General features: G+C 55.6%; 20 protein-coding genes and 1 pseudogene. 14 read left to right on the forward strand and 7 right to left on the reverse strand.

Annotated elements, in window-relative coordinates; all coding sequences use genetic code 11:
• Positions 1–32: 32 nt before the first annotated feature.
• The 10 genes and pseudogenes from M0P74_10550 to M0P74_10595 all read left to right on the forward strand — a co-directional run bounded on the left by M0P74_10550 (position 33) and on the right by M0P74_10595 (position 10,344).
• On the forward strand, positions 33–1,163 hold the full coding sequence (locus tag M0P74_10550) for a phage portal protein (protein MCK9364019.1): 1,131 nt from the start codon (positions 33–35) through the stop codon (positions 1,161–1,163).
• A 167-nt stretch (positions 1,164–1,330) separates the two neighbouring features.
• On the forward strand, positions 1,331–1,561 hold the full coding sequence (locus M0P74_10555) for a hypothetical protein (GenBank protein MCK9364020.1): 231 nt from the start codon (positions 1,331–1,333) through the stop codon (positions 1,559–1,561).
• A 4-nt stretch (positions 1,562–1,565) separates the two neighbouring features.
• A complete protein-coding gene (locus tag M0P74_10560) occupies positions 1,566–2,414 on the forward strand; it encodes a hypothetical protein (GenBank protein MCK9364021.1) in 849 nt (282 codons plus the stop codon).
• 382 nt (positions 2,415–2,796) lie between these two features.
• Positions 2,797–3,438, forward strand: a pseudogene (locus tag M0P74_10565) (CerR family C-terminal domain-containing protein).
• 50 nt (positions 3,439–3,488) lie between these two features.
• A complete protein-coding gene (locus M0P74_10570; GenBank protein ID MCK9364022.1) occupies positions 3,489–5,108 on the forward strand; it encodes an efflux transporter outer membrane subunit in 1,620 nt (539 codons plus the stop codon).
• Positions 5,105–6,397: an efflux RND transporter periplasmic adaptor subunit gene (locus tag M0P74_10575; protein MCK9364023.1), complete on the forward strand. Its 1,293-nt coding sequence runs from the start codon at positions 5,105–5,107 to the stop codon at positions 6,395–6,397. The genes M0P74_10570 and M0P74_10575 overlap by 4 nt, the downstream gene beginning before the upstream one ends.
• A complete protein-coding gene (locus M0P74_10580; protein MCK9364024.1) occupies positions 6,394–7,137 on the forward strand; it encodes an ABC transporter ATP-binding protein in 744 nt (247 codons plus the stop codon). The genes M0P74_10575 and M0P74_10580 overlap by 4 nt, the downstream gene beginning before the upstream one ends.
• Positions 7,134–8,339, forward strand: coding sequence for an ABC transporter permease (locus M0P74_10585; protein ID MCK9364025.1), 1,206 nt, complete (start codon positions 7,134–7,136; stop codon positions 8,337–8,339). Before M0P74_10580 ends, M0P74_10585 begins: the two co-directional genes overlap by 4 nt.
• Positions 8,340–8,421: 82 nt before the next feature.
• Complete coding sequence (locus tag M0P74_10590; protein MCK9364026.1) at positions 8,422–9,939, forward strand: hypothetical protein; 1,518 nt, start codon at positions 8,422–8,424, stop codon at positions 9,937–9,939.
• 24 nt (positions 9,940–9,963) lie between these two features.
• The gene (locus M0P74_10595; protein MCK9364027.1) at positions 9,964–10,344 is read left to right on the forward strand and encodes a hypothetical protein; all 381 of its coding nucleotides are present in this window, start codon (positions 9,964–9,966) and stop codon (positions 10,342–10,344) included.
• Between the two features lie 226 nt (positions 10,345–10,570).
• On the opposite strand, the gene M0P74_10600 is transcribed toward M0P74_10595, so the two are convergent.
• Complete coding sequence (locus tag M0P74_10600; GenBank protein ID MCK9364028.1) at positions 10,571–10,804, reverse strand: BrnA antitoxin family protein; 234 nt, start codon at positions 10,802–10,804, stop codon at positions 10,571–10,573.
• Positions 10,776–11,057, reverse strand: coding sequence for a BrnT family toxin (locus M0P74_10605; protein MCK9364029.1), 282 nt, complete (start codon positions 11,055–11,057; stop codon positions 10,776–10,778). The genes M0P74_10600 and M0P74_10605 overlap by 29 nt, the downstream gene beginning before the upstream one ends.
• 623 nt (positions 11,058–11,680) lie before the next feature.
• Between M0P74_10605 and M0P74_10610 the strand changes: the two genes are divergently transcribed.
• Positions 11,681–12,367, forward strand: a complete 687-nt coding sequence (locus M0P74_10610) for a hypothetical protein (GenBank protein ID MCK9364030.1) — start codon at positions 11,681–11,683, stop codon at positions 12,365–12,367.
• Positions 12,368–12,461: 94 nt separating this feature from the next.
• Entirely contained in the window at positions 12,462–13,289 is an 828-nt protein-coding gene (locus M0P74_10615) for a DUF169 domain-containing protein (GenBank protein MCK9364031.1), read from the forward strand.
• Between the two features lie 77 nt (positions 13,290–13,366).
• On the opposite strand, the gene M0P74_10620 is transcribed toward M0P74_10615, so the two are convergent.
• The 5 genes from M0P74_10620 to M0P74_10640 form a co-directional block, all read right to left on the reverse strand.
• Complete coding sequence (locus tag M0P74_10620) at positions 13,367–13,822, reverse strand: DUF362 domain-containing protein (protein MCK9364032.1); 456 nt, start codon at positions 13,820–13,822, stop codon at positions 13,367–13,369.
• Positions 13,823–13,875: 53 nt separating this feature from the next.
• Positions 13,876–15,717 (reverse strand): aldehyde ferredoxin oxidoreductase family protein, encoded by a 1,842-nt coding sequence (locus tag M0P74_10625; protein MCK9364033.1) that lies wholly within the window; start codon positions 15,715–15,717, stop codon positions 13,876–13,878.
• A gap of 4 nt (positions 15,718–15,721) precedes the next feature.
• The gene (locus M0P74_10630; GenBank protein MCK9364034.1) at positions 15,722–17,017 is read right to left on the reverse strand and encodes an iron-containing alcohol dehydrogenase; all 1,296 of its coding nucleotides are present in this window, start codon (positions 17,015–17,017) and stop codon (positions 15,722–15,724) included.
• Between the two features lie 107 nt (positions 17,018–17,124).
• Entirely contained in the window at positions 17,125–17,478 is a 354-nt protein-coding gene (locus M0P74_10635; protein ID MCK9364035.1) for a hypothetical protein, read from the reverse strand.
• A 62-nt stretch (positions 17,479–17,540) separates the two neighbouring features.
• The gene (locus M0P74_10640; GenBank protein MCK9364036.1) at positions 17,541–18,476 is read right to left on the reverse strand and encodes a haloalkane dehalogenase; all 936 of its coding nucleotides are present in this window, start codon (positions 18,474–18,476) and stop codon (positions 17,541–17,543) included.
• Positions 18,477–18,824: 348 nt separating this feature from the next.
• Between M0P74_10640 and M0P74_10645 the strand changes: the two genes are divergently transcribed.
• The gene (locus M0P74_10645) at positions 18,825–20,123 is read left to right on the forward strand and encodes an anaerobic sulfatase-maturation protein (protein ID MCK9364037.1); all 1,299 of its coding nucleotides are present in this window, start codon (positions 18,825–18,827) and stop codon (positions 20,121–20,123) included.
• Positions 20,124–20,167: 44 nt separating this feature from the next.
• On the forward strand, positions 20,168–21,829 hold the full coding sequence (locus tag M0P74_10650) for a sulfatase-like hydrolase/transferase (protein ID MCK9364038.1): 1,662 nt from the start codon (positions 20,168–20,170) through the stop codon (positions 21,827–21,829).
• Positions 21,830–21,878: the final 49 nt, after the last annotated feature.

Raw genomic sequence — 21,878 nt, forward strand, 5'->3', positions numbered from 1 at the left:
AAATATCCCCGCCTACTTATGAGGATAATAAAATGAAATTCTTTGATTCACTATTCAAAAAGAGAAGTTGGGCGAATCTTGACGCCTTCGAGGGCCGGGAAACGTCTTACGGCATACATATCAATGAGACCGTGGCGCTGGGCATTCCTGCCGTTTATGCTTGTATCAGGGTGCTTACTGAGGCCATTGCATCCCTGCCCCTTATCACTTATGAGCGCTTTGCTAACGGTGATAAAGACCGGGCTAAGGGCTTTTCCCTATACCACTTACTACACGACGAGCCGAACCCCTTGATGACTTCTTTCGAGCTTAGGGAGCTGCTTGTGGGGCACTTATGCCTTAGAGGTAATGCTTATTGCTACATAGAGCGCGACGGTGGGGAAGTGGTGGCCTTGTGGCCTTTGCACCCGGATAAAGTGACAGTGGAAGTCTCAGGCCGGGAGCTTGTCTATAAACATCAAAATGATGGCGTGGAAAAAGTCTATCCCATGGCGGACATTCTTCATATCCGGGGGCTATCCGCTGACGGCATTATCGGCTTTTCACCTCTGACATTGCTTAGGGATACTTTCGGCTATAGCAAGGCCGTTCAAGAATATTCATCAAGTTACTTTCGCAACGATGCGAGCCCCGGTGGGATTCTAACGACAGCGCAGACATTGGGCGTAGAGAATCAGGCAAATTTAAGAAACGCATGGTCAACAGGGCATGAAGGCAAGGGCAAGCATCACCGGGTTGCGATTTTGGGCAATGACCTGAAATGGCAATCAATAGGCGTATCCCCGCAGGATTCACAGTTGATCGAATCTCAGAAATTTTCAGTGGTAGAGATTGCAAGGATTTTCCGTATCCCATTGAATTTAATCATGGATTATGAAAGATCGACCTACGCGAATGTTCAGGAACAGAACCGCAGCTTTCTAACCCATACCCTTCAGCCGTGGCTTTCCCGGATAGAAGGAGCAATGACGAAATCCCTTTTAACGGAATCCGAGAAGGAAAAATACTTTATCGAGCATCTTACACAAGGCTTTCTCAGGGCCGACACTAAGATTCGCTATGAGTCTTACAAGGTGGCTATTGAGGCCGGTTTTCTGACGATTGACGAGGTGCGACAGCTTGAAAACATGAATGCACTTCCTAAGCCAGAGGTGGCGCCATGATTGACCAGAACGATCTTGATTACTGGGTTGGTGCGCTACAGCATACTACGATGACCAAGCGGGAGTTGGAGCGCTACCTTCGGGACGCGGGACTAACCCGGCAAATGTCAAAGATCATTGCTTCTAAATGTGGGCGGAAATACGCCGAAAGTGATTAGGAGGATGACATGGAAACCAGATCAGACAAAGGCGAGCCCCACGAATTCCACCCTGAAGGTTATTATGGGCTCTGGCTATCCGTGACGGTTGCGGCTGTTCACGCTATCCGTCGCAATCGCAAAGGGAAGGAGTTAGCGATGGCTTTTATCCAAGACCCTAATAACGCTTTTTTTGAGATGGTGGCCGAAAAATTAAACCTGAACCCCGAAAGGCTTAGAAACAAAATCTTAATGAGGTGACGAAATGGATTGTAATTCCTGTCAAGATCGTTCAGAATGTAAAACTCTATGCAAGGATATCAGTAAAAAGGTTGGGGCCGGGATTCGGATGATGCATAGAAAGTTTGACGACCATATTGTTTTATTCCCGCTTTACAACCAAGTACGTTTTTCGGAAATTGCAGATCATAGAGTTGATGAATTTTCTGATGCCGACACCGTTCCCTGGTCAAGTGGCGATTGTCGGTTGCGAAAAACTTCAGTTTTTATTGAGCACTTTTTTAATAAAACCCCAATTTCTGAACTGGCTGAGCGCTTTAAAGTTGATGATGAAGCTATAAAATCTGCATACAAAAACGCAAGAAATCAGATAAGCAAACTTATTGAGGCGCTGGACGCAAGGAAAACGGGTGCCCAAATATCACGGATAGAGAGGTTCACGAAAGACCAAAAATACTTCATGCTGGTTCACGTCTTCGGCTTTTCAATGAAGGAAGTCGCGGAAATGTTTAGTTGTGATCACGGCATAGTCGAGTTGGTGGTGGGCCGGATGGCAAGAAAATACGGTAAACTCTTTGCTGAACAGGCCAAAAAAGACGACACGACAATTACAGACCCGCCAATGAGCGACAAGCTTACTAATGCTGAGATAGTTAGAAGTGTTGATGCCTATTTCCAACAGGGACTTTCGAAAAATCAAGCATTCATTCGGATTGCCGAAAGGTTGTCTGCATTGCAAGGGCGGCACACAGCGGAGCTTTCAATAAAGCAAAGATATTACACGGCGATGGCGGCGCGCAAAAAGAAAGAGCCGGTGAAATCGAGCTATGAGGGAAAAACGTTACAAGAAATAAAAGAGATGAGGAAATTCTAAAACACCGGGGCGGGTGTGAAAGCCCCCCCAAAATATATTTAATAATAATTATTATTTACGGAGTTTTGTTTAGGAACGTTATAGGGATATTGCAAAGGGTAACATTTTAAAACTGATTATATTCAAATAGATGCGTGCCTTTTCAATCCCAGTACCGCCTACCAATAAAATCAAGGGGTTACGGCATAAGCCGTAACCCCTTCATCGTTTGAGGGTGTACCGTTTGGGTGTGCTTTTGAAAATTTTCCTTCAGTCGATGTCCCATTTTATTCGCTCTTCATTTTTTTTTGGAAGACGCATGCTCCTGCTGTTCAAAAAACCTATTGACTATTTCAATTAAACGTTTTAAATATGCGTTAAAGGTCATCTATAGGAGGCAACGATGAAGATCCCGAGAGAGGATACGGCAAGAACCCGTGGCAAACTGCTGGCGGCAGCGGGCGATATTTTTGCGGAGAAGGGTTTCCGGGAAACGACGATTGCAGAAATCTGCCTGAAGGCCGGGACCAACGTCGCCGCCGTCAATTACCACTTCGGCAGCAAGGAGGCCCTGTACAGCGAGGCCTGGCGGCAGGCCTTTGCCCAATCCATAGAGGCCCATCCCCCGGACGGCGGCGTGGCCGCCGATGCACCGCCGGAAGAGCGCCTGCGGGGGCAGGTCACGGCCCTGTTCCATCGGATTACAGACCCGAACAACCGGGAGTTCCGGTTCATGCAACGTGAGTTTTTCAACCCCACGGGCCTCTTGGAAGAGGTGACGCGGGAGGAGATCCGGCCCCTGCAGCAGCGGACCGAGCAGGTGGTCCGCGAGCTCCTCGGCCCGCAGATCGCCGAGCAGGTGGTGAAGTTCTGCGAAGTGGGGATCATCAGCCAGTGCATCAACCCGATGGTCATATGTAGCGGGCGAGCCCCGGGTAAGGAAAGCCCGGAGGGCCCGCAACGAATCGACGACATCGAGGCCTACGCCCGGCATGTCGTGGCTTTTTCCCTGGCCGGGATCTCCGCCGTTCGCGCGGCGGCCGAGGCGAATCGGGGCCGGGCCAAGGCGAAACCCCCCGGGAAAGGAAGCCGTCCATGAACCGCCTGCCACTGAAGTTGTTATCAAGCAAAGAAATCTTTCGTCTAAAACTCGACAAACTGTCATTCCTGCGAAAGCATGAATCCAGGCCTTGCAAGATTCTTTCGATTCCTGCTTTCGCGGGAATGACAAAAAGGGAAGATTTCCAAAGCTCTCGCGTCATCCTTCCTTGGGCGATATCCCTGATCGTTTCGGCACTCGCGCTCCTGTTCCTGGCCGGATGCGCCACGGTGGGTCCGAATTACGTCTCGCCCCGCACGACCTTGCCGACTGCCTGGAACACCCCGCTGCAAGGGGGGATCACGGTCTCGGCTGACCCCAAAGAACTCGCGGCCTGGTGGACGACCCTCAACGACCCGGAACTCTCGCGGCTCATCGACCGCGCGGCGGCGGGCAACCTCGACCTGAAAAAGGCCGTTGCACGCGTTCGCGAGGCGCGCGCCCGCCGTGGCCTGAGCAAGACCGGTCTCTATCCCGCACTCGACGCCTCGGGCTCCGCCAGCCGGAGCCGTGGCAGCGGCGACATAGGCCCGACCGCGACCACCGACCTCTTTTCCGCGGGCCTGGACGTCTCCTGGGAGATCGATCTTTTCGGCGGGGTCCGGCGTTCGGTGGAGGCGGCCGATGCGGACGTGCAGGCCGCCGGGGAAGACCTCCACGACACGCTCGTCTCGCTTTTGGCCGAGGTCGGCATCAATTACGTCGATCTGCGCACCGCCCAGGCCCGTCTTGCCGTGACCGAGACCAGCCTGAAGAGCCTGGAGGAGACGCATAGCCTGGCGCAATGGCGCGCCCAAGCCGGCCTCGGCGACGAACTCGCGGTACAGCAGGCCCGCTACAACCTGGAGAGCGCCCGCAGCCAGATCCCGACCCTGTTGACCGCGATCGCGGAGGCCCAAAACCGTCTGGCGGTCCTCCTGGGCGAGGCGCCGGGTGCGGTGCACGCGGAGCTTTCGAAGCCCGAACCGGTTCCGATCCTGCCCCCGGAGGTCGCAATCGGGGTGCCGGCGGACCTCCTCAGGCAGCGGCCCGACGTGCGCAAGACCGAGCGGCAGCTCGCGGCGCAGACGGCGCGGATCGGCGTCGCCACGGCGGATCTCTACCCCAAACTCAAGCTGAGCGGCGCGATCGGTCTTCAGGCCCTTGCCTTCGGCGGCCTTTTCAATGCGGCAAACGCCACCTCCAGCGGCTCTTCCGGCCTCACCTGGCGGGTCTTCGACGCCGGCGCGATCCGGAAGAACATCGAGATCCAGTCCGCCCTGCAGGAGCAGTCACTCATCGCCTACGAGTCTGCCGTGCTCGGGGCCCAGGAGGAGGCGGAAAACGCGATCATGGCCTATGCCCAGGAACAGCGGCGCCGGCAGTCGCTCGCCTGGGCCACCCGGTCCGCCCAGGCGGCGGCCGAGCTCGCCGGGATCAAGTACCGCGCGGGGCTGATCGATTTTACCGCGGTGCTCGAGGCCGAGCGGTCGCTCCTTGGCTTCCGGGATCAGCTCGCCCAGAGCGACGGGGCCATCGTCACGAACATGGTCAGACTCTACAAGGCCCTGGGCGGTGGGTGGACCGTGCTCACACCGGCTGAAAGGGAAACGTCCACAAACGGAGCAAAATCATGACCGAACAAAACAATGAAAAGGGGATCGCCGAAACCCTGGAAATCGGCAAGGAAGGCCGGCCGGTCCGGAGATTGGGGCGCTGGGCGGCCGTCGTCCTCGCCCTGGTAATCGCGGCCGGGGCGGCCTGGTATTTTCTGAAACCCGATCCGAAGGCGGCGACGACACAATACAAGACCGAGCATGTCAAACGGGGTGACCTTACGGTGATCGTCACCGCCACCGGCACCCTGAAGCCGACCAACTCCGTGGATGTGGGGAGCGAGCTGTCCGGGATCGTCAGGAGCGTGGAGGCGGACTACAACAGCCGCGTCAAGGTCGGGCAGATCCTGGCGCGCATCGACACCTCGAAGCTGGAGGCGACGATCACCCAGTCCCAGGCGGCGCTTGAATCGGCCCAGGCCAAGGTTCTGCAAACCAAGGCCACGGTCACGGAGACCAGGGCAAAGCTGGCCCAGCTCAAAAACGCCCGCGAGATCAGCGCAGGCAGGCTCTCCTCGCAGGCCGAGGTCGATGCGGCGGAGGCGGCCTTCGCCCGCGCCCAGGCCGACACCGCCAGCGCCACAGCGGTGGTCTCTCAGGCCCGGGCCGTCCTCGATGCGAACGAAACGGACCTCGCCAAGGCGGTGATCCGCTCGCCGATAAACGGCATCGTCCTGAACCGCAGCATCGAACCCGGGCAGACCGTGGCCGCTGCCTTCACCGCCCCGGTGCTCTTCAGCCTGGCCGAAGACCTGACCAGGATGGACCTGCACGTGAACGTCGACGAGGCCGATATCGGCAAGATCAAGGAGGGGCAGAAGGCGACCTTCACCGTGGCCGCCTACCCGAACCGCACCTTCACGGCGCAGATCACCCAGGCCCGCTACGGCTCCTCCACGACCTCGGGCGTCGTGACCTACGAAACGATCCTCAAGGTGGCCAACCCCGACCTCGCCCTGCGGCCCGGGATGACAGCCACTGCGGACATCACGGTCCGGGAGCTCAAGGGCGCCATCCTGGTCCCAGGCGCGGCGCTCCGTTTCACCCCGCCCGTGGTACAGGTGGAACAGAAGACCTCCCGCGGCCTGTTCTTCTCGCTCTTCCCGCGGCCAGCCGGCCAGGCGCAGAAGAGCGACGAGATCGGCGCCGGCAAGGGGAAGCAGCGGGTCTGGGGCCTCAAGGATGAGAAGCCCATCGCCGTTGCCATCACGACCGGCTGGGCCAACGGCAGCCTGACCGAGGTCACCTCCGGCAACCTGGCAGTCGGCACGCCTCTGATCGTCGACATCCTGGCGGGGGCAACGAAGTGACGACCGCAGAAGAATACGCAAACGGCGCCGGGACGCAGCCCGAGAATTTGGTCGCCTTCCGCGGGGTCACGAAGGTGTACGGCCGGGGAGACGCCTCGATGCAGGCCCTGCGCGGGATCGATCTCGACATCTCCGGGGGCGAGTTCGTGGCGATCATGGGGCCGAGCGGATCGGGCAAGTCGACTGCGATGAACATCCTGGGCTGCCTCGACACGCCCACCTCCGGGAGCTACCTTTTCAAGGGAATCGAGGTGGGCACGCTGAGCCGCAACCAGCGGGCCCTGCTGCGCCGCCACTACCAGGGGTTCGTGTTTCAGGGGTACAACCTCCTCAACCGCACCTCGGCCCTGGAGAACGTGGAGCTGCCGCTCCTCTACCGCGGCGCCTCCGCCTCCGAGCGCCGGGCGCGCGCCCGCGAGGCGCTGGAGACCGTGGGGCTCACGGGGTGGGAGACCCATTCGCCTGGCGAGCTCTCGGGGGGACAGCAGCAGCGCGTCGCCATCGCCCGCGCAATCGTCACGAAGCCAGCGGTCCTGCTGGCCGACGAGCCGACGGGGAACCTCGACACGGCCCGCAGCCGCGAGATCATGGAGCTTCTGACCGCCCTGAACCGCGAGCGGGGGATCACCGTCATCATGGTCACCCACGAGCAGGACATGGCCGTTTACGCGACGCGGATCATCCGGTTCATGGACGGCCTGGTCGCATCGGATCAGCCGAACGGGAGGGAATCCTTATGATCGGCAATACCATTCTTCTGGCCCTGCGCGAGATCAAGCGCAACGTCCTGCGCTCCTTCCTCACCATCCTCGGCATCGTTATCGGCGTGGGGGCCGTGATCACCATGGTGACCATCGGCGGCGGCGCCACCCTCCAGGTCAGGCAGCAGATCGCGAGCCTGGGGAGCAACATGCTCATCGTCAGCGCAGGCAAGCGCATGGGGCCGGGCCAGGCTTCCAGCGCGTCGCTTTTCAAGGAGGCCGACGCGGAGGCCATCGACGCCGAGATCAGCGATATCGCCGCCGTGGCCCCGGTCACCACCCAGTCGCTTAAGGCCATCTCCGGAAACCAGAACTGGTCCACCTCCGTGGTCGGGACCGACAACCGGTACTTGCGGGTCACCAGCCGGGTTATCGGGGCGGGACGGTCCTTCAACGACGGCGAGCTGCGCGGCGGCGCGGCGGTCTGCGTCCTGGGGGAGACGGTGAAGAAGAAACTCTTCGGCAGCCAGGAGGCCCTGGGCGAGAGGATCCGCCTCCAGAAGTTCTCCTGCGAGGTCATCGGTCTCATGGAGGGGAAGGGGCAAAGCAGCATGGGGATGGACCAGGACGATCTGGTGGTGATCCCGCTCCGCACCTTCCAGCGGCGCGTTTCCGGCAATCAGGACGTCTCCCTGATCCAGATCTCGGTCCGGGAGGGCGCCTCCACCGACAAGGCCAAGAAGGACATCGAGCGGCTGATGCGCGACCGGCGCCATCTGGGGCCGAGCGATGACGACAATTTCACCGTGATGGATATGAAGGAGATCACGAACATGCTGACGGGAACCACCAAAATGCTTACCGCGCTTTTGAGCGCGGTCGCGGCGGTGAGCCTCCTGGTCGGCGGGATCGGCATCATGAACATCATGCTGGTTTCCGTGACCGAGCGGACCCGCGAGATCGGCATCCGGCTCGCTATCGGCGCCCTGGAACGGGAGGTACTTACCCAGTTCCTGGTGGAGGCGGTGGTACTCTCCTCCTTCGGCGGCCTCATCGGCATCGCCCTGGCCCTGGGCGGATCGCTGTGGCTATCGGCTGTGCTCAACGTGCCTTTCGTCTTCAACGGGGGGATCGTCCTGACCGCCTTCCTCTTCTCGGCGCTCGTGGGGGTGATCTTCGGCTATTTCCCGGCGCTCAAGGCTGCCCGCCTGGATCCCATCGTGGCGCTGCGGCACGAATGAGCCTTTAGAAAAATCATAAACGCCATCAAATGATGTGCCGATCGCACGCAGATTTCGAGTTGTTCCCTGAAATGGTGAAAGCATGTCCAATGTAAAAAAAGTGAACATAAATAACTGCATCGGAGTACGGACGCTGCAACTGTTGTTTGCGTGCCTTGCCATTTTCTGGGGCGGACTTCCGGTTTACGCCGCCGGAGTGACAATCATCACTCACGGTTGGAACCCGTCATCAGGCGCCCCTGTCTGGCTCGAATCAATGCGCGACGCCATTGCGGAAAAACATCTCGCCGGCGAGAAAAGTTACGGAAAAATAACTGTGACAAAACAAGAGGGCTCCCTTATTGCCGCCTGTGCCCCATGGGATTTTGATGCCGCGACGGGCAGCACCGGAGAAATCATTGTCGTTCTTGACTGGTCGGCTGTCGCCAACCATCTGCTGGGTGGACCTTCCGTGCAGGATATAGCAGCAGTGGTCATCGACAAGATTGTCTCCTCGCAAAACGGAAAACGGCCGCTTGCCGAATTGCCAATTCATCTGATAGGACACAGCCGCGGCGGCGGAATGGGATCCGAGCTTGCCCGGCTCCTCGGCGAACGGGGAATTGTTGTGGATCATCTCACAACCCTCGACCCGCACCCACTGACAAACGCGGACATCCAACCATTTTTTTCCCCGGCTGTCATCGACACTCCGGCGGCAATTTACGAAAATGTGATATTTGCCGACAATTACATGCAGACCGGCGAGTATCCGGAAGGCATCCCGATATCCGGCGCCATAAACCGTGTATGGAAAGAGCTGGCCGGCGGATATTACGACAACGGCGCCCCGTTTTCCGGACACCGCAACGTCTATCTGCTCTATCAGGGAACGATAGACGCCGGGAATCCTGTTTACAATGGAGAGGCCACGATGGAGCAGGCCGAACGTGCGAAATGGTTCAGCACGGAGGAAGAAGCCGGCGACAGGGCCGGTTTTGCCTTCAGCCGTATCAAGGCAACAAACCCGAGACCTGCGGACGGTCTGCACAGAAATGCTCTGTTCAGAGGCGCCGGAAGCCGCATTGCTGTATGGGGGAACCATTCCCTATGGCCCAATATAGCGGATGTGCAATTAATTCATGACGGCGAGATCCTCGAATCCGGGCAGCGCATGGTCCGGCGGGGAGACGAGATAACGCTGCGAATGGTGATTAGCGATCATGACAGCGGCGGTGAAATCAGGGTGTACTTTGACAGGGATCGCAACCCGTACAACGGTAACGACCTCGCAGCGGCGGAAGCGGTTATTTCATATACCGCCGGAGACAACTTTCAGGAAAAGATTGCCCTCATAAACACATCCCGGTTTACAGCGGGAACGGGGATGTTTATACGGATCAGTATAGCTGATGGCTCATTCACCCGTTTTTTCTACGCACCCGCACAACTGTCGATTTCTGAAAATTTTCTCGATAACGCAATTATCATACTAAGAATCATGGCCGATCTACCCGTGCCTGTCACTGCCGACCTTCCCGGCGACATGGACGGAGATCAGAAAACCAGTATCGCCGAGGCCCTCTATCTTCTGCAGAAAACAGCCGGACTGCGGGATTGATGACATTGGAAAAGGCGAGAAATCATGAATACTTACTTCAATCTTGGGACACCAGTGAATAGACTTTTATATTTAAAATCCGGGTTCATCCGGTTTTTGCGTACTTTTGACTTGAAAAAAATGGACATGCAACCCCAAAAGGAAATTTGGGAAAGTGGTTATTGGTGGCGTGTTGGCAAAACAAATGCCAACGCTCTCATTGGTGGTCATATCTATCTGCACTCGGCACAAACAGCCCCCTCTCATCAGGACGGCAAAATCACCGGCTATCGCATACAACACGGGGGACAGTTCGACGGGCGTTACATTTTCGGTTTCTTCCCTCTAATCAGCATCTCGGTGTCATCGCTGATGGTTCTTGGTCATTTCGTTACAAGCAGATGGTTTTGTAACTTATTGTCTTAGACCTGATCAGAAGCGAGATTAAAAAACGTCGCCGGTTAAGCGAGAATGGATATCTCCTTGCTGATTGGGGATACGTCGATATAGCGGCTATGCAACGAGTCAGATGACAATTTCATCCTGTACTGGATGGGTTGGGAATACGCTGAAATCCAGAAATAAAAAAAGGGGCCACGTCACAGTGGTCCCTTTTTTTGTCTTGACTGTCAAGAACTGTGAAAGCGATTGTTCAAGCCGATGTCTTCAATCGTTCCGCGATCCAGAACTTTATAACTGATTGCCGGGTAACGCCAAGCTCACGAGCGGCCTGGTCAAGACGTTCGATCATCCAGGCGGGAAAATCGACGTTGACCCGACGTTGTTCCAATCCGGGACGGAGAATATTATCAAGGATGCAGTATTCCAAGACATCTTCACCAGCGTCAAACTTTTCGTCAAACTCCTTTGCTGTTATGGTCTTCATAAAGCATCTCCTCGTTTTTTCGGGAGCGGCGCACGGAAATGATGCGAATACGGTCTTCCCTAAATGTTGCGACGGCAGTCCAGAATGTTCCTCCGATTTTCCCTATCGTCAAAAACCGTGGTTCATCCAGCGTGGCGACGGGAACCTCAATCATTCCAGGGTCGTTCCAAAGAGCACAGGCTTCATGGAAATCAATCCCGTGTTTGTCCCTGTTGGTATTGCTCTTATTAGGATCATACTCGAACGTCGTCATGGGATATTAAATATACCTTTATTAACCGGTTGTCAAACAAAAATTCCCTTAACTTGTCTGCAAAACTGCCGCACATGGTAGTGGCGAGCATAGAAAAGGGGTCTTATTTTTCAAGGAACATCCCCACGCTTCTTCTCTCCTCCTTTATTGACAACGTCGACCGTCATTCCCCAATTTTGTATGTCTCTCATGATGTCATTTCCTTGTCGTCTTTGTTTGCGTTAGCGCGGCACGATAATGTCGAATAGCTTGTCGGTCCCCACCGGATCAAGGCGTCGCAGATTTTTGACGGCATCCAGCGCAGCTGGCCGGTTCCCGGAAAGGAGGTAGGCATTCCCAAGGTTGTTCCAGGTGGCGGCATCATGTTTCGTTTTTTAACAAATCCTCGAAGAGCGCGAAGCTCCTTTCCATCCGGCGTCAACAGCGGTAACCATTTTAAACAACTGGTGAGCTTTATGGTAGTGCAACATCGTCGGCCATATATTTTAACAGGCGTTAAATAAAATATTGACAGGGCATCGTCGATAGGATACAAAAAACCAAACAGCCGGAAAATACAGCTATTTAAGGTGTCGGTCTTACTTACACGGCATTTCAAAAGGCAAAAAGGAGGAGCAGCGCTTATGAAGAAAGTAGTGGTCGTGATTTTGATTGTATTGGCAGTTTTGGGGCTGGGGACATGGCTTTTCCTGCCGGCGGGGTTGCGCGCCGTGGGGCTGCATCCGGAATACGCCGGTCAAAAATACCAGCTTCCCGGTGGAAAGGCCCTGATCATCACCACCAGCCATGATCGGCTTGGGGAAAACGGGAAGAAAACCGGCGTTTTCGGGTCGGAGATGACGGTTCCCTATTACGAGTTTGCCGACGGCGGGATGACGGTTGATCTGGCCAGCGTCAGGGGGGGAGAAATTCCCATTGATCCGCTGTCGTTTAAATGGCCTATGGAAACAGCCGTTGACGACCGCTTCCTGAATGATTCCGAGTTTCAGCGGAAGGTCAAACGGTCCCTTCTCATCATCCTGAGGGACGTGAACAAAAAATATGGCCGACTCAATCTGGCCAAGATCATGAACGATATCATGGACTATCACACATTTACCGAGGATGCGGCCAGGATCGCCGACAACGCGGGGGTTCGCCATCTGCTTTTGACCCACATCCTGCCGCCCCTGCCGGTTGCCGATCTCAAAGAGGCGTTTCTGGGCGACTCCGAAAAATTCTACCGGGGGCCAATCACCATCGGGGAGGATGGCATCGCTCTTAGCCTGCCGGCCGGAACCGGGGAGATCATCAAGCGGATGCTTTTGTAAGAGTGCTACGCGGGATTTTGACAACCCGGGCATTTCCTGCGGCGCCTGCTTTTGCGGGGCCATAAAACCATTTTCTTAATTCGCGGAGGCAATTATGGATTTAGCGGAAATCAGGAGACTTGGCGAAGAGTTGTACGATAAACTCCATCTTCCGACCTGGCCGGTGGGGATCACCTACCTCAAAAAAACGGAGGACATCCCGCAACAGGCGCTCCGGCCATCGGCAATCGGTCAGAAATGGAGCCTGTGCCAGGCCTTCACCTATGCGCGCCGCCACGGCTGGCAGGTGGCGATGACGGCGGGCGACAATTTCTGCGTGCCTGCTTCCGCCTTCCATAAATGGGTGGATGTGTCCGACGAGGATCTTGTCGAAAGCCAGGTGCAGCAGGGGTGGCACAAGAACCGGGCGGCCGAGCGGAACCGGTTTAATTTTTTTCAGAACCTGTTTGCCGGCCCGGAGGGGGAAAAAACGCTGGCAAAAATGAGGGAATACATAGGATTTCTCTCTTTCCCGCTGCATAAGGCGCCCACGGCGCCGGATTCAATCATTGTGTTCGGCGACGGCACGCACATCAATCATCTCATCCAGGCGCTCTGCTATGATTATTCATTGCCGGTGATGTCGGCATTTGAGGGTTTCGAGGAGAGCTGTTTCAAGGGGGGAATGGTCCCCTTTCTTACCGGCCGCCCCCAGGTCGTCATTCCCGGCATGGGGGACCGCGCGTTTGCCGGCATCTCCCCGGAGGAGCTGGCCATCGGCCTTCCGGCTTCGCTTTTGCCGACGGCCGTCGAAAACCTCTTTAAGTCGGGCGGGGAACTGAACATCGGGCAGCCGGTGAAAACCCTTTTGCCGATGGGGCTCGATGAATCCATCACGCCGGGATTCGCCTATCTGCAAAGTAAAATCAAAAAAGCAGACTGACAATAAGCATTCGAACCATTAACCTGCCCTTTATGGTGTTGTCTTGGGAAAGGTCGCATCAGACTGGGGACATCTCCTTATTTTTTATCTGCGGGGATATTGCGTCTGTTTTCCATAAGCCATGCCAGTGAAACCATATCGTGGGCAACAACCGATTCCGAAGCAATAACCAGGCCGGTTGGGGGTTGATGGACATGCCCCTTATCCGGGCCGAAGGTGGTGAGTATTTTGTCTGCCGCGGAAATAACCAAACGCTGCTTTTGGAGCAGTGTCCGTGCGGTATTGGCTTCCGCCGTTTTTTCGTGAAACGTGGCCGCATCCCGATGGTACTCCAGGCGCGTGTCCGTTCGCCAGTAGCCTACCGCCGCCTTCATCCCCAGGGTGGCGCCCGCGAGAACAACCCGGGTATGACGATACGCTGCCGACGGCCGGCCCTGGGGAATATCTTTGGACGCGACGGAGCTTTCGCCTGAGCCAAAGACGGCCAAGGCCGATACGGCAGCCGCGCCTTTTAAAAAATCCCTTCGCCTCATAAGTCAACTCCCGGAAATTTGCATGCTTCGTTGTGCCCCACGGGCATGGGGGTTTATTGATGATCATCCCAGAGATCCTGGGCCGCCTGATTCAGTCCGAGTTCCATTAGTTTCTCTTTTGTCGGTTTACCCGTTTCCCAGTCCCACCGGCTTACGTCATAAAATTCCCTCAACATAATGTCCATGGCTGGTTCTATCCCTGCTGTCGCGCCCTCCGGCAAGGCTCGGCTGACAATTTTCGGCAGTCGGTCCTCCTGCCTCGTCACCCCCAGTTTATTGTTTATGGCCCGCTTCAGGTTAAGGGAGCGCTCTCCGAAGGCAAGCAAGTCCATGGCGTTATACTGAATGCCTATAATGGCAGTCAGAGCACGGGCAATCAGTGAAGCCGGCATCGGCGAAAAATGGCACAGGGTGAGGCTATTGTAGAGTTCGCTGAAATGGAGATTTTTTGCCGCCATCGCCCCCTTTTGGGCCGGATCGTTTTTATCGGAAAAAGAGATTCCCAGCTCCAGGCCAACCTCGTTTCCCGGGGCATCCAGGATATAAAAGCCGCCTTTCAAGTGGCAGGCGCCCCTGGGACCGACGGCGTATGAAAGCGCGGCGCCCTGGTAGGCGCGCGAGTCGTGCATCGGAAATTCAAGCCCTTTTACATGGGCCGCTTCCTCAGGATCCACCCCGAGAAGGACGGCCATTTCCTTGACGCCTTTTGACAGGACAACACCGAACCCCTCCTGATCGATGATCATCTCCAAAAGTTTGAGGATAACCGCGCCGTCGCCCCACTTAATTTCCACGCCGGTTTGTTCCTTCGTGAGAATGCCCTGCTCGTACAAATGCATCGCAAAAGCGATGGACACTCCCGCCGATATGGTGTCTATCCCATGCCGATTGCAGAAATGGTTTGCCCTCACCACGGTATCAATGTCGAAGTTCATGCATAAGGGCCCAAACGCCGCGACTGTTTCATATTCAGGGCCATCTACCCTGGGGATGTCTTCACTGAAGTCCTTGATCATCTTGCCGCAGCCGACGGGACAACCGCGGCAGGCATAGGACGTCGTGTTATACCGGGATCTGAATGCCGGACCGTGCAACTTCCCGACGGGGAAAATGCTCTTTGTAAAATACCTGGTCGGGACATCCCCCAGACGCATGCCCAGATCAATATACATATTTGTGCCGTACAATTTGTACGCGTTCGTATTGGGGTTGCTCTTTATAGAGCCATGCGCCTCCTCTACGATCTGCTTAAGATCTTCGCTGTCGGCGGGTTCGGCCTTCTGATTTCCCGAAACGACCACGGCCTTAAGATTCTTCGCACCCATCAATGCCCCCAGACCACACCGTCCGGCAGTTCTTCCTTCGTCGTTCATGATGCCGGCAAACCTTATAAGTTTCTCGCCGCCTCTGCCGATACAGGCGGTCGAAGCCTTTTCCCCTGCCTCTTTATCGATCAGCTCCTGTGTCTCGTAGCTGTCCTTGCCCCACAGGTGCGAGGCTTCCCTGATTTCCGTCTTCTCCTGAGTAACCAATAGATATACCGGCTTCTCGGACTTGCCGGTAATGATTAGCCCGTCATGGCCGCTCCCCTTCAGCCGGAAGGGGAATATCCCGCCGGTTGTCGCCTCCCCCCAAAGACCGCCAGGCGCTATGCCGCAAATGGCCGCCCTGCTGACCATCGGGACACTGGAGCCGATAAAGGGTCCCGTTGCGAAAACCAGGGGGTTTTTCGGCGCCAACGGGTCCATCCCGGGCTTTACATAGTCATAGATCAACTTGGCTGCCAATGTTGAACCGCCGACATATTTCCTGAAATCATCATCGCTTACCGGCAAATCTTCAATTTTTCTATCGGTAAGATTTATCTTTAGGAATTTGCCAAAATAGCCCTTCATTGCCTCACCTCCATACTGCGGAATTCATATCCAGCAGGTTGCCTTCATAGGCGCACAAAAACAGGTCCCTTAACTGCTCACGGGTTAGATCATACCATCCGAAATAGAAGGCGGGATCCGTCGGCGTCTGCTCCAGGACAAAATCAAGATTCTTTTCAAAATCAACGCTGGAAACGCCGGCATCCTTGAGACTTATGGGAAGTTTCAGGTCGGTCGTTAGTTTACGGATTTTTTCAATCAGGTTTCCGAGACTTTTCTCGTCCGAGCCTTTATCCCGTATCCCCAACACATCGCAGATTTCAAGATGGCGATCCGTTACCCGGGAATAGACTTGCAGTTCGTAGGGGAGAAACAGCAATACCATCGCCCCGTGATGGATGTGATACAAGCCGCCAATCGTGTGACCCAGGGCGTGAGAAATCCCCGATCCCGCATTGGAGAGAGGAATCCCCGCCATCGTGGCCGCCTGCTGCATCTTCAGCCGGGGCATGAGATCGCCTCCGTCACGGTATGCCTTGGGCAGCCATTCGAATACCATTCTGATCGCCTTCAGGGCAATGGCCTGATTCAATTCGTCCGCGCGCGGGGTCATGAAGCCGTCAACGGCATGGGCCAAAACGTCTCCGCCGGTACCGGCCGTCAGATGCGGTGGCATCCCGACCGTCATTGTCGGATCGAGGAGGGCAAAATCGGGAACGAATTCCGGGAGTGCGCCGCTCACCCCGAGCTTGACGCCATCGGGAAAGGAGATGACGGCAACGCCTGTGACCTCCGAGCCGGTGCCGCTTGTGGTGGGTATGGCAACCAGTTTGGCCTTGTTGCGCAGATTCAGCGGCATGAGAGGGCTGAGCGTTTCAATGTTGGCATCCGGGTGCTCATAGAGAAGCCACGCCCCCTTTGCCGTATCCATCGCTGAACCGCCGCCGACCGCAAAGATGAGGTCGGCTCCAAACTGTGCCATCTTTGCCGCGCAATCCCTGACCGAAGCGATCGGGGCGTCCGGCTCGGCCTTGTCCCAGATTTCAAATTTGATGCCGTGCCTTTTTTGATAAGGGCTCATAATCTTCGGGGCAAAGCGCACCGCGTATTCGTCGGTAACGATAAAGGCCTTTTTGGTTTTACATTCCTTGGCCACCAAATCGACGGCATCGGGGAGAAGGCCCGCCTTGTCCAGAAAGAGATTCAATCCGGAAAATATTCTCGGCACAAAGAAAGCCCGCTGCGCCTCTTTTAAAAATTCTGCCTGCACCATGGGACCACCCCAGGTTTTCAGCAAATATTCGTGCGACCAGTAGCTCATATTTCCTCCCTGCCCTCCGGCATCGGCGATGGTCCTTTCCGTTATTGCCAGCTTGACTTTTTATCGATGAAAAATGCAGCCATGAACCTGTATCTGAAAGGAAGCGCTCATGTCATGCAGAATTTGAGGACAGCGCCAAACCAGCTAAAATCTTGAATTTTGCCATCAAGATAGACAAAATGATCCCGGAGGGCATTTTTTATGCCTTCTTCGCTGTCCTTGAGCCCCTTGAACGCAGTCGTTGCATCGCTCCAGACCATCGCCACATCATAGCAATCCAGAATGGCATCCGTTGCAAAAAGGCCATTTTTAAAAATGAATCGCTTCCCCCGTTTGCCGTCCCTTGTCTTGATGACAACGGCACATTCATGCCCCATAAGGAATGTCTTGAAATTTTTGTTGATCTTGGCCACCCTCCTGAACTTGAAGGCCAGGAAGGCAAGAAGCATTGAAAACCTCATAAATTTCTCCTTTTACCAACCAGAATGACTGTTCACAGTTGTGACCGCAAAGATCAATAAAACTAAGCCGTCGTTTTTGCGATGAACGCGATAATAATTTGGGCAAATTCCTCTCCTTTGTCCTCCTGAAGGAAGTGTCCTGCCCCTTTAATTGTCGTATGGGGCTGGCCCTGCGCCCCGGGAATCCTTTCTTGCAGAACCCGTTCGCCGCCGCGCGTGATCGGATCGCCATCGCTGAATGCCGTTAAGAAGGGCTTTTTAAAGGCGGAAAGGACTTCCCATGCCTTGCGGTTGGCCGCTGACGAGGGATCATCCGGTTTTGTAGGAACGAGCGAAGGGAAGATGCGGGCGCCTTCCTTGTACGATTCATCGGGAAAAGGGGCATTGTAGGCGGCAACAGCCTCGTCGGCAAGAAGCGGCAGAGGGTTGTCCGGTCCCGCCGCCATATTGGCCATTTTCATAATGCCGCCCACGTCGAACTGCGGAACTTCCAGCGAAAATTTCTGCCATTCCAGAAAGGCGGCCGATATCTGATTGTCTCCGGTGGGCATGCCGGTATTGGCGGCGACAACCCGCGCGAAGAGAGCCGGGTTAGCCGCAACCAGACGAAGGCCGATAAGCCCGCCCCAATCCTGGCAAACGAGAGTAATCCCGTTTATCCGGAGACTCTCCAGGAACGAGAGCATCCAGTTCACATGGCGCTCATACGTATAATCATTGCGGCTGGCCGGCTTATCGGATCTGCCGAATCCGACCAGGTCGGGGGCAATCGCCCGGTAGCCGGCTTCAACAAAAAGGGGAATCATTTTTCGATAGAGAAAAGACCAGGAGGGCTCCCCGTGCATCAAAAGGACAATCCTGGCATCCCGGGGCCCCTCATCCAGATAATGCATCCTCAGTGTCCCCCCCTCTGTGTCAGGAACCTCGATATAGTGGGATTCGAAAGGATAATTGAGGAGATTTTTGAATCGTTCCTCGGGCGTTCTCAAAATTTTCATCGGTAATCCTCCTCGGAATAAATTGCTTTTCATGCCGCTCGACAACGGACGCTGACAGGGCCGGCGGTGATATATGACGGCTCATGGTCTTTTCTCCTACCCAATCCGCTGGCCTGTGTCAATATATATTTAACAGCCGTTAAATTTACTTGACATTCCTCTATTTTTAATCGATAAAACAGCCTCGCTGACAAGCTGTAAACTACCTGGGCGCCGGTAGCTTTCATGCCGGCGTGCTCGGGGTTGCCTCTTCCAGCCCCGAGTACAAAAAATGGGTGAAAGAAAATCTGACTGCCTTGTTTTTGCCACTCCTTAAACAATTAATCCGCGGCGGGGATCAAAACGCAAATGGCGAAAACTGACAATACAAAAGGCGCCACCCTCGCGCAAAGCCCTTTGCAGGGTTTTCATATCCTGGTAAAGCCCATTGGCCCGCTTTGCAATCTCAACTGCGGGTACTGTTTTTACAAGGAGAAAAAGGCCCTTTTTGCCGAAAATGAAACTTACCGCATGTCGGAGCGGGTGCTCGAGGCCTTTGTCGAAAAATATATCCGCTTTAACGCCGCCGATATGCCGGAGATCCCCTTTGCGTGGCAGGGCGGGGAGCCGATGCTGATGGGATTGGATTTTTTCCGGAAGGCGGTGAAACTGCAAAAGCGTTACAGCCGCGGCAAACGGATTACAAACGCCCTGCAGACGAACGGCGTCCTGCTGGATGAGGCGTGGTGCGAATTTCTTGCCGAAAACCATTTTCTGGTGGGGTTGAGCCTTGACGGCCCTGAGGATATTCATGACAGATATCGAGTTGATGAAAAGGGGAAGGGCTCCTTCAGCTCTGTCATGAAGGGTCTGGAACTCCTACGGAGCCACGGGGTTGAATACAACGTGATGGCCGGTGTTACCCGTGAGAGCGCTTGTCGACCCCTGGATGTCTATCACTTTTTCAAAAAGCAGGGCGTCGAGTTTATCCAGTTTATTCCAATCGTGGAGCGGCTGCCCGATGATGCCGCCCGCGCCCTGGGTTTGCGTCTGGCCCCGCCCCCGGATCTGGGGGCGGAAAATCCGGCTGATGTCACCCCCTGGACGGTAGAGCCGGAACGTTACGGAGATTTTCTCATCGGCATCTTTGATGAGTGGGTGAGAAACGATGTCGGCAAGATTTTTATCATGAATTTTGAGTGGGCGCTCATGAGCTGGATGGGCGGGAGGGCAACAGTGTGCCAGTTTTCGCGGCACTGCGGACGCTCGGCAGTCATGGAACATAACGGCGACCTTTACGCCTGCGATCACTACGTGTACCCCCGCTACCGGCTGGGGAATATCCTTTCCAGCAATCCGCGAGAGATGGTTGATTCGCCGCAGCAGCGGGCCCTTGGCAGTCAAAAGGAGACGGCGCTGCCGACCCTCTGTCGTGATTGCAAGTTTCTGTTTGCCTGTCGGGGGGAGTGTCCGAAACACCGTTTTTTGAAAACACCGGCGAACGAACCGGGATTGAACTACCTCTGCGCGGGCTACAAAAAATACTTTCAGCATATCGACAACATGATGAAGCTTATGAAACAGCTTTTAGAGGCAAAACTGTCGGCATCATATATCATGGATGCGCTCCGCGGACCGCTCGCGATCAGGCTGCGCTCAACTCAATGAGACCATAATGCCCGGCTGCATCCTTCCCTTGGAAAGGAGTGTTCATGAAGGTAGAAAACAGGAAACTGATCTGGCTGATTATCGGTCTGGCGGTAATCGCCGGTGCGGGATGGGCGCTGTGGAACCGATACTGGTTCTATCTGCCGGGGCTCCTCGCCCGCATCAGGGATCCGATCCAGTCGACGATGAAAGTAGCATGGACAAGTGGGCCGCGACCTTCGCAGTTTACCGCCGACAACCGCCCGCCCAACATCGTGCTGATCGTGGCCGACGATCTGGGATTCAACGATGTGACCTTCTGGGGCGGCGGGGTGGCGGGTGGCAGAGTGGCGACGCTTGCGATCGATTCAATCGCGAGAGACGGCGTTGCCTTCAGCCGCTGCTACGCGGGCAACGCCACTTGCGCCCCCTCCCGCGCCGCGCTGATGACCGGGCGCTACGCCACGCGCTTCGGTTTTGAGTTCACGCCGGCGCCCATGGAATTAAGCAAGATTATCGCAAAGGAGATGCCTGTCGGCCAGGCTATTTATCATGCCGATCTCGAAGAGAAAACCCCGCCTTTTCGGGCAATGGAGATTCCTGCTGCCGAGGTGATGATTGGCCAGATGCTCAGCAAAAGCGGCTATCGCACAATCCACCTCGGCAAATGGCATCTGGGCGAGACAGTTGCATCCCGACCCGGGGCGCGCGGCTTCGACGAAACGCTGAGCATGGAGCATGGCGCGGGCCTCTACCTGCCGAAGGACGATCCGAATGTGGTCAATTCAGTGCAGGATTTTGATCCGATCGACCATTTTCTATGGGCCAATCTTCCCTTCGCTATTACCCATAACGGCTCGAGGCGTTTCACCCCCCCCGAATACATGACGGACTATCTGTCGAATGAGGCGGTCAAGGTCATTGCCGCAAACCGGGAGCGTCCGTTTTTCCTGTACCTCGCCTACAACACCCCGCATACGCCACTCCAGGCCCTGAAAGCCGACTATGACGCGCTTGCGGATATCAAGGATCATCGTTTGCGGGTCTATGCCGCGATGATCAAATCCCTCGACCGGGGAGTTGGCAGGGTGCTGGCGGCATTAAAGGCGCAGGGATTAAACGAAAACACCATCGTGATGTTCACAAGCGACAATGGCGGGGCAAATTACATCGGCCTTCCTGATATCAACAAACCGTATCGCGGCTTTAAGTGTACATTTTTTGAGGGAGGTCTCCGTGTGCCGTTTTTCATGAAGTGGCCGGGGAGGATTCCGGCTGGCGCCGTTTTCCCGAATCCGGTTGGCCATGTTGACGTGTTCGCGACGGCGGCGATTGCGGCCGGCGCCGCCTTGCCCACCGACCGGGTACTTGACGGCGTTGACCTCATGCCCTATGCTGCCGGCGGCAAAAAAGGTTTCCCGCACAAAAGCCTCTTCTTCCGTTCGGGCAACTATCGCGTTATTTTGGCGGGTGACTGGAAGCTGCAGATCGATGACACGCAGAAAAAAATCTGGCTCTTCGACCTGGCGCATGACCCGACTGAGCAGAAAAACCTGGCCAATTCCGAGCCGGCACGGGTGGCCGCCCTCCAGGCTGAACTCGCCATAATCAACGGCGAGCAGGTCAAGCCTCTGTGGCCGAGCCTGATCGAAGGGCGCATTGACATCGACGCGCCCCTGGGGCTTCCGGAAAACGGAAAGGGAGAATATGTTTACTGGGCCAATTAGAAATTCCCCGGCGCGCAGTAAAATATAGAGGAGGAAAAAACTTGCAGCA

This window comes from Syntrophales bacterium (assembly GCA_023229765.1).
In the GTDB taxonomy this organism is placed as follows: Bacteria; Desulfobacterota; Syntrophia; order Syntrophales; family UBA5619; genus DYTH01.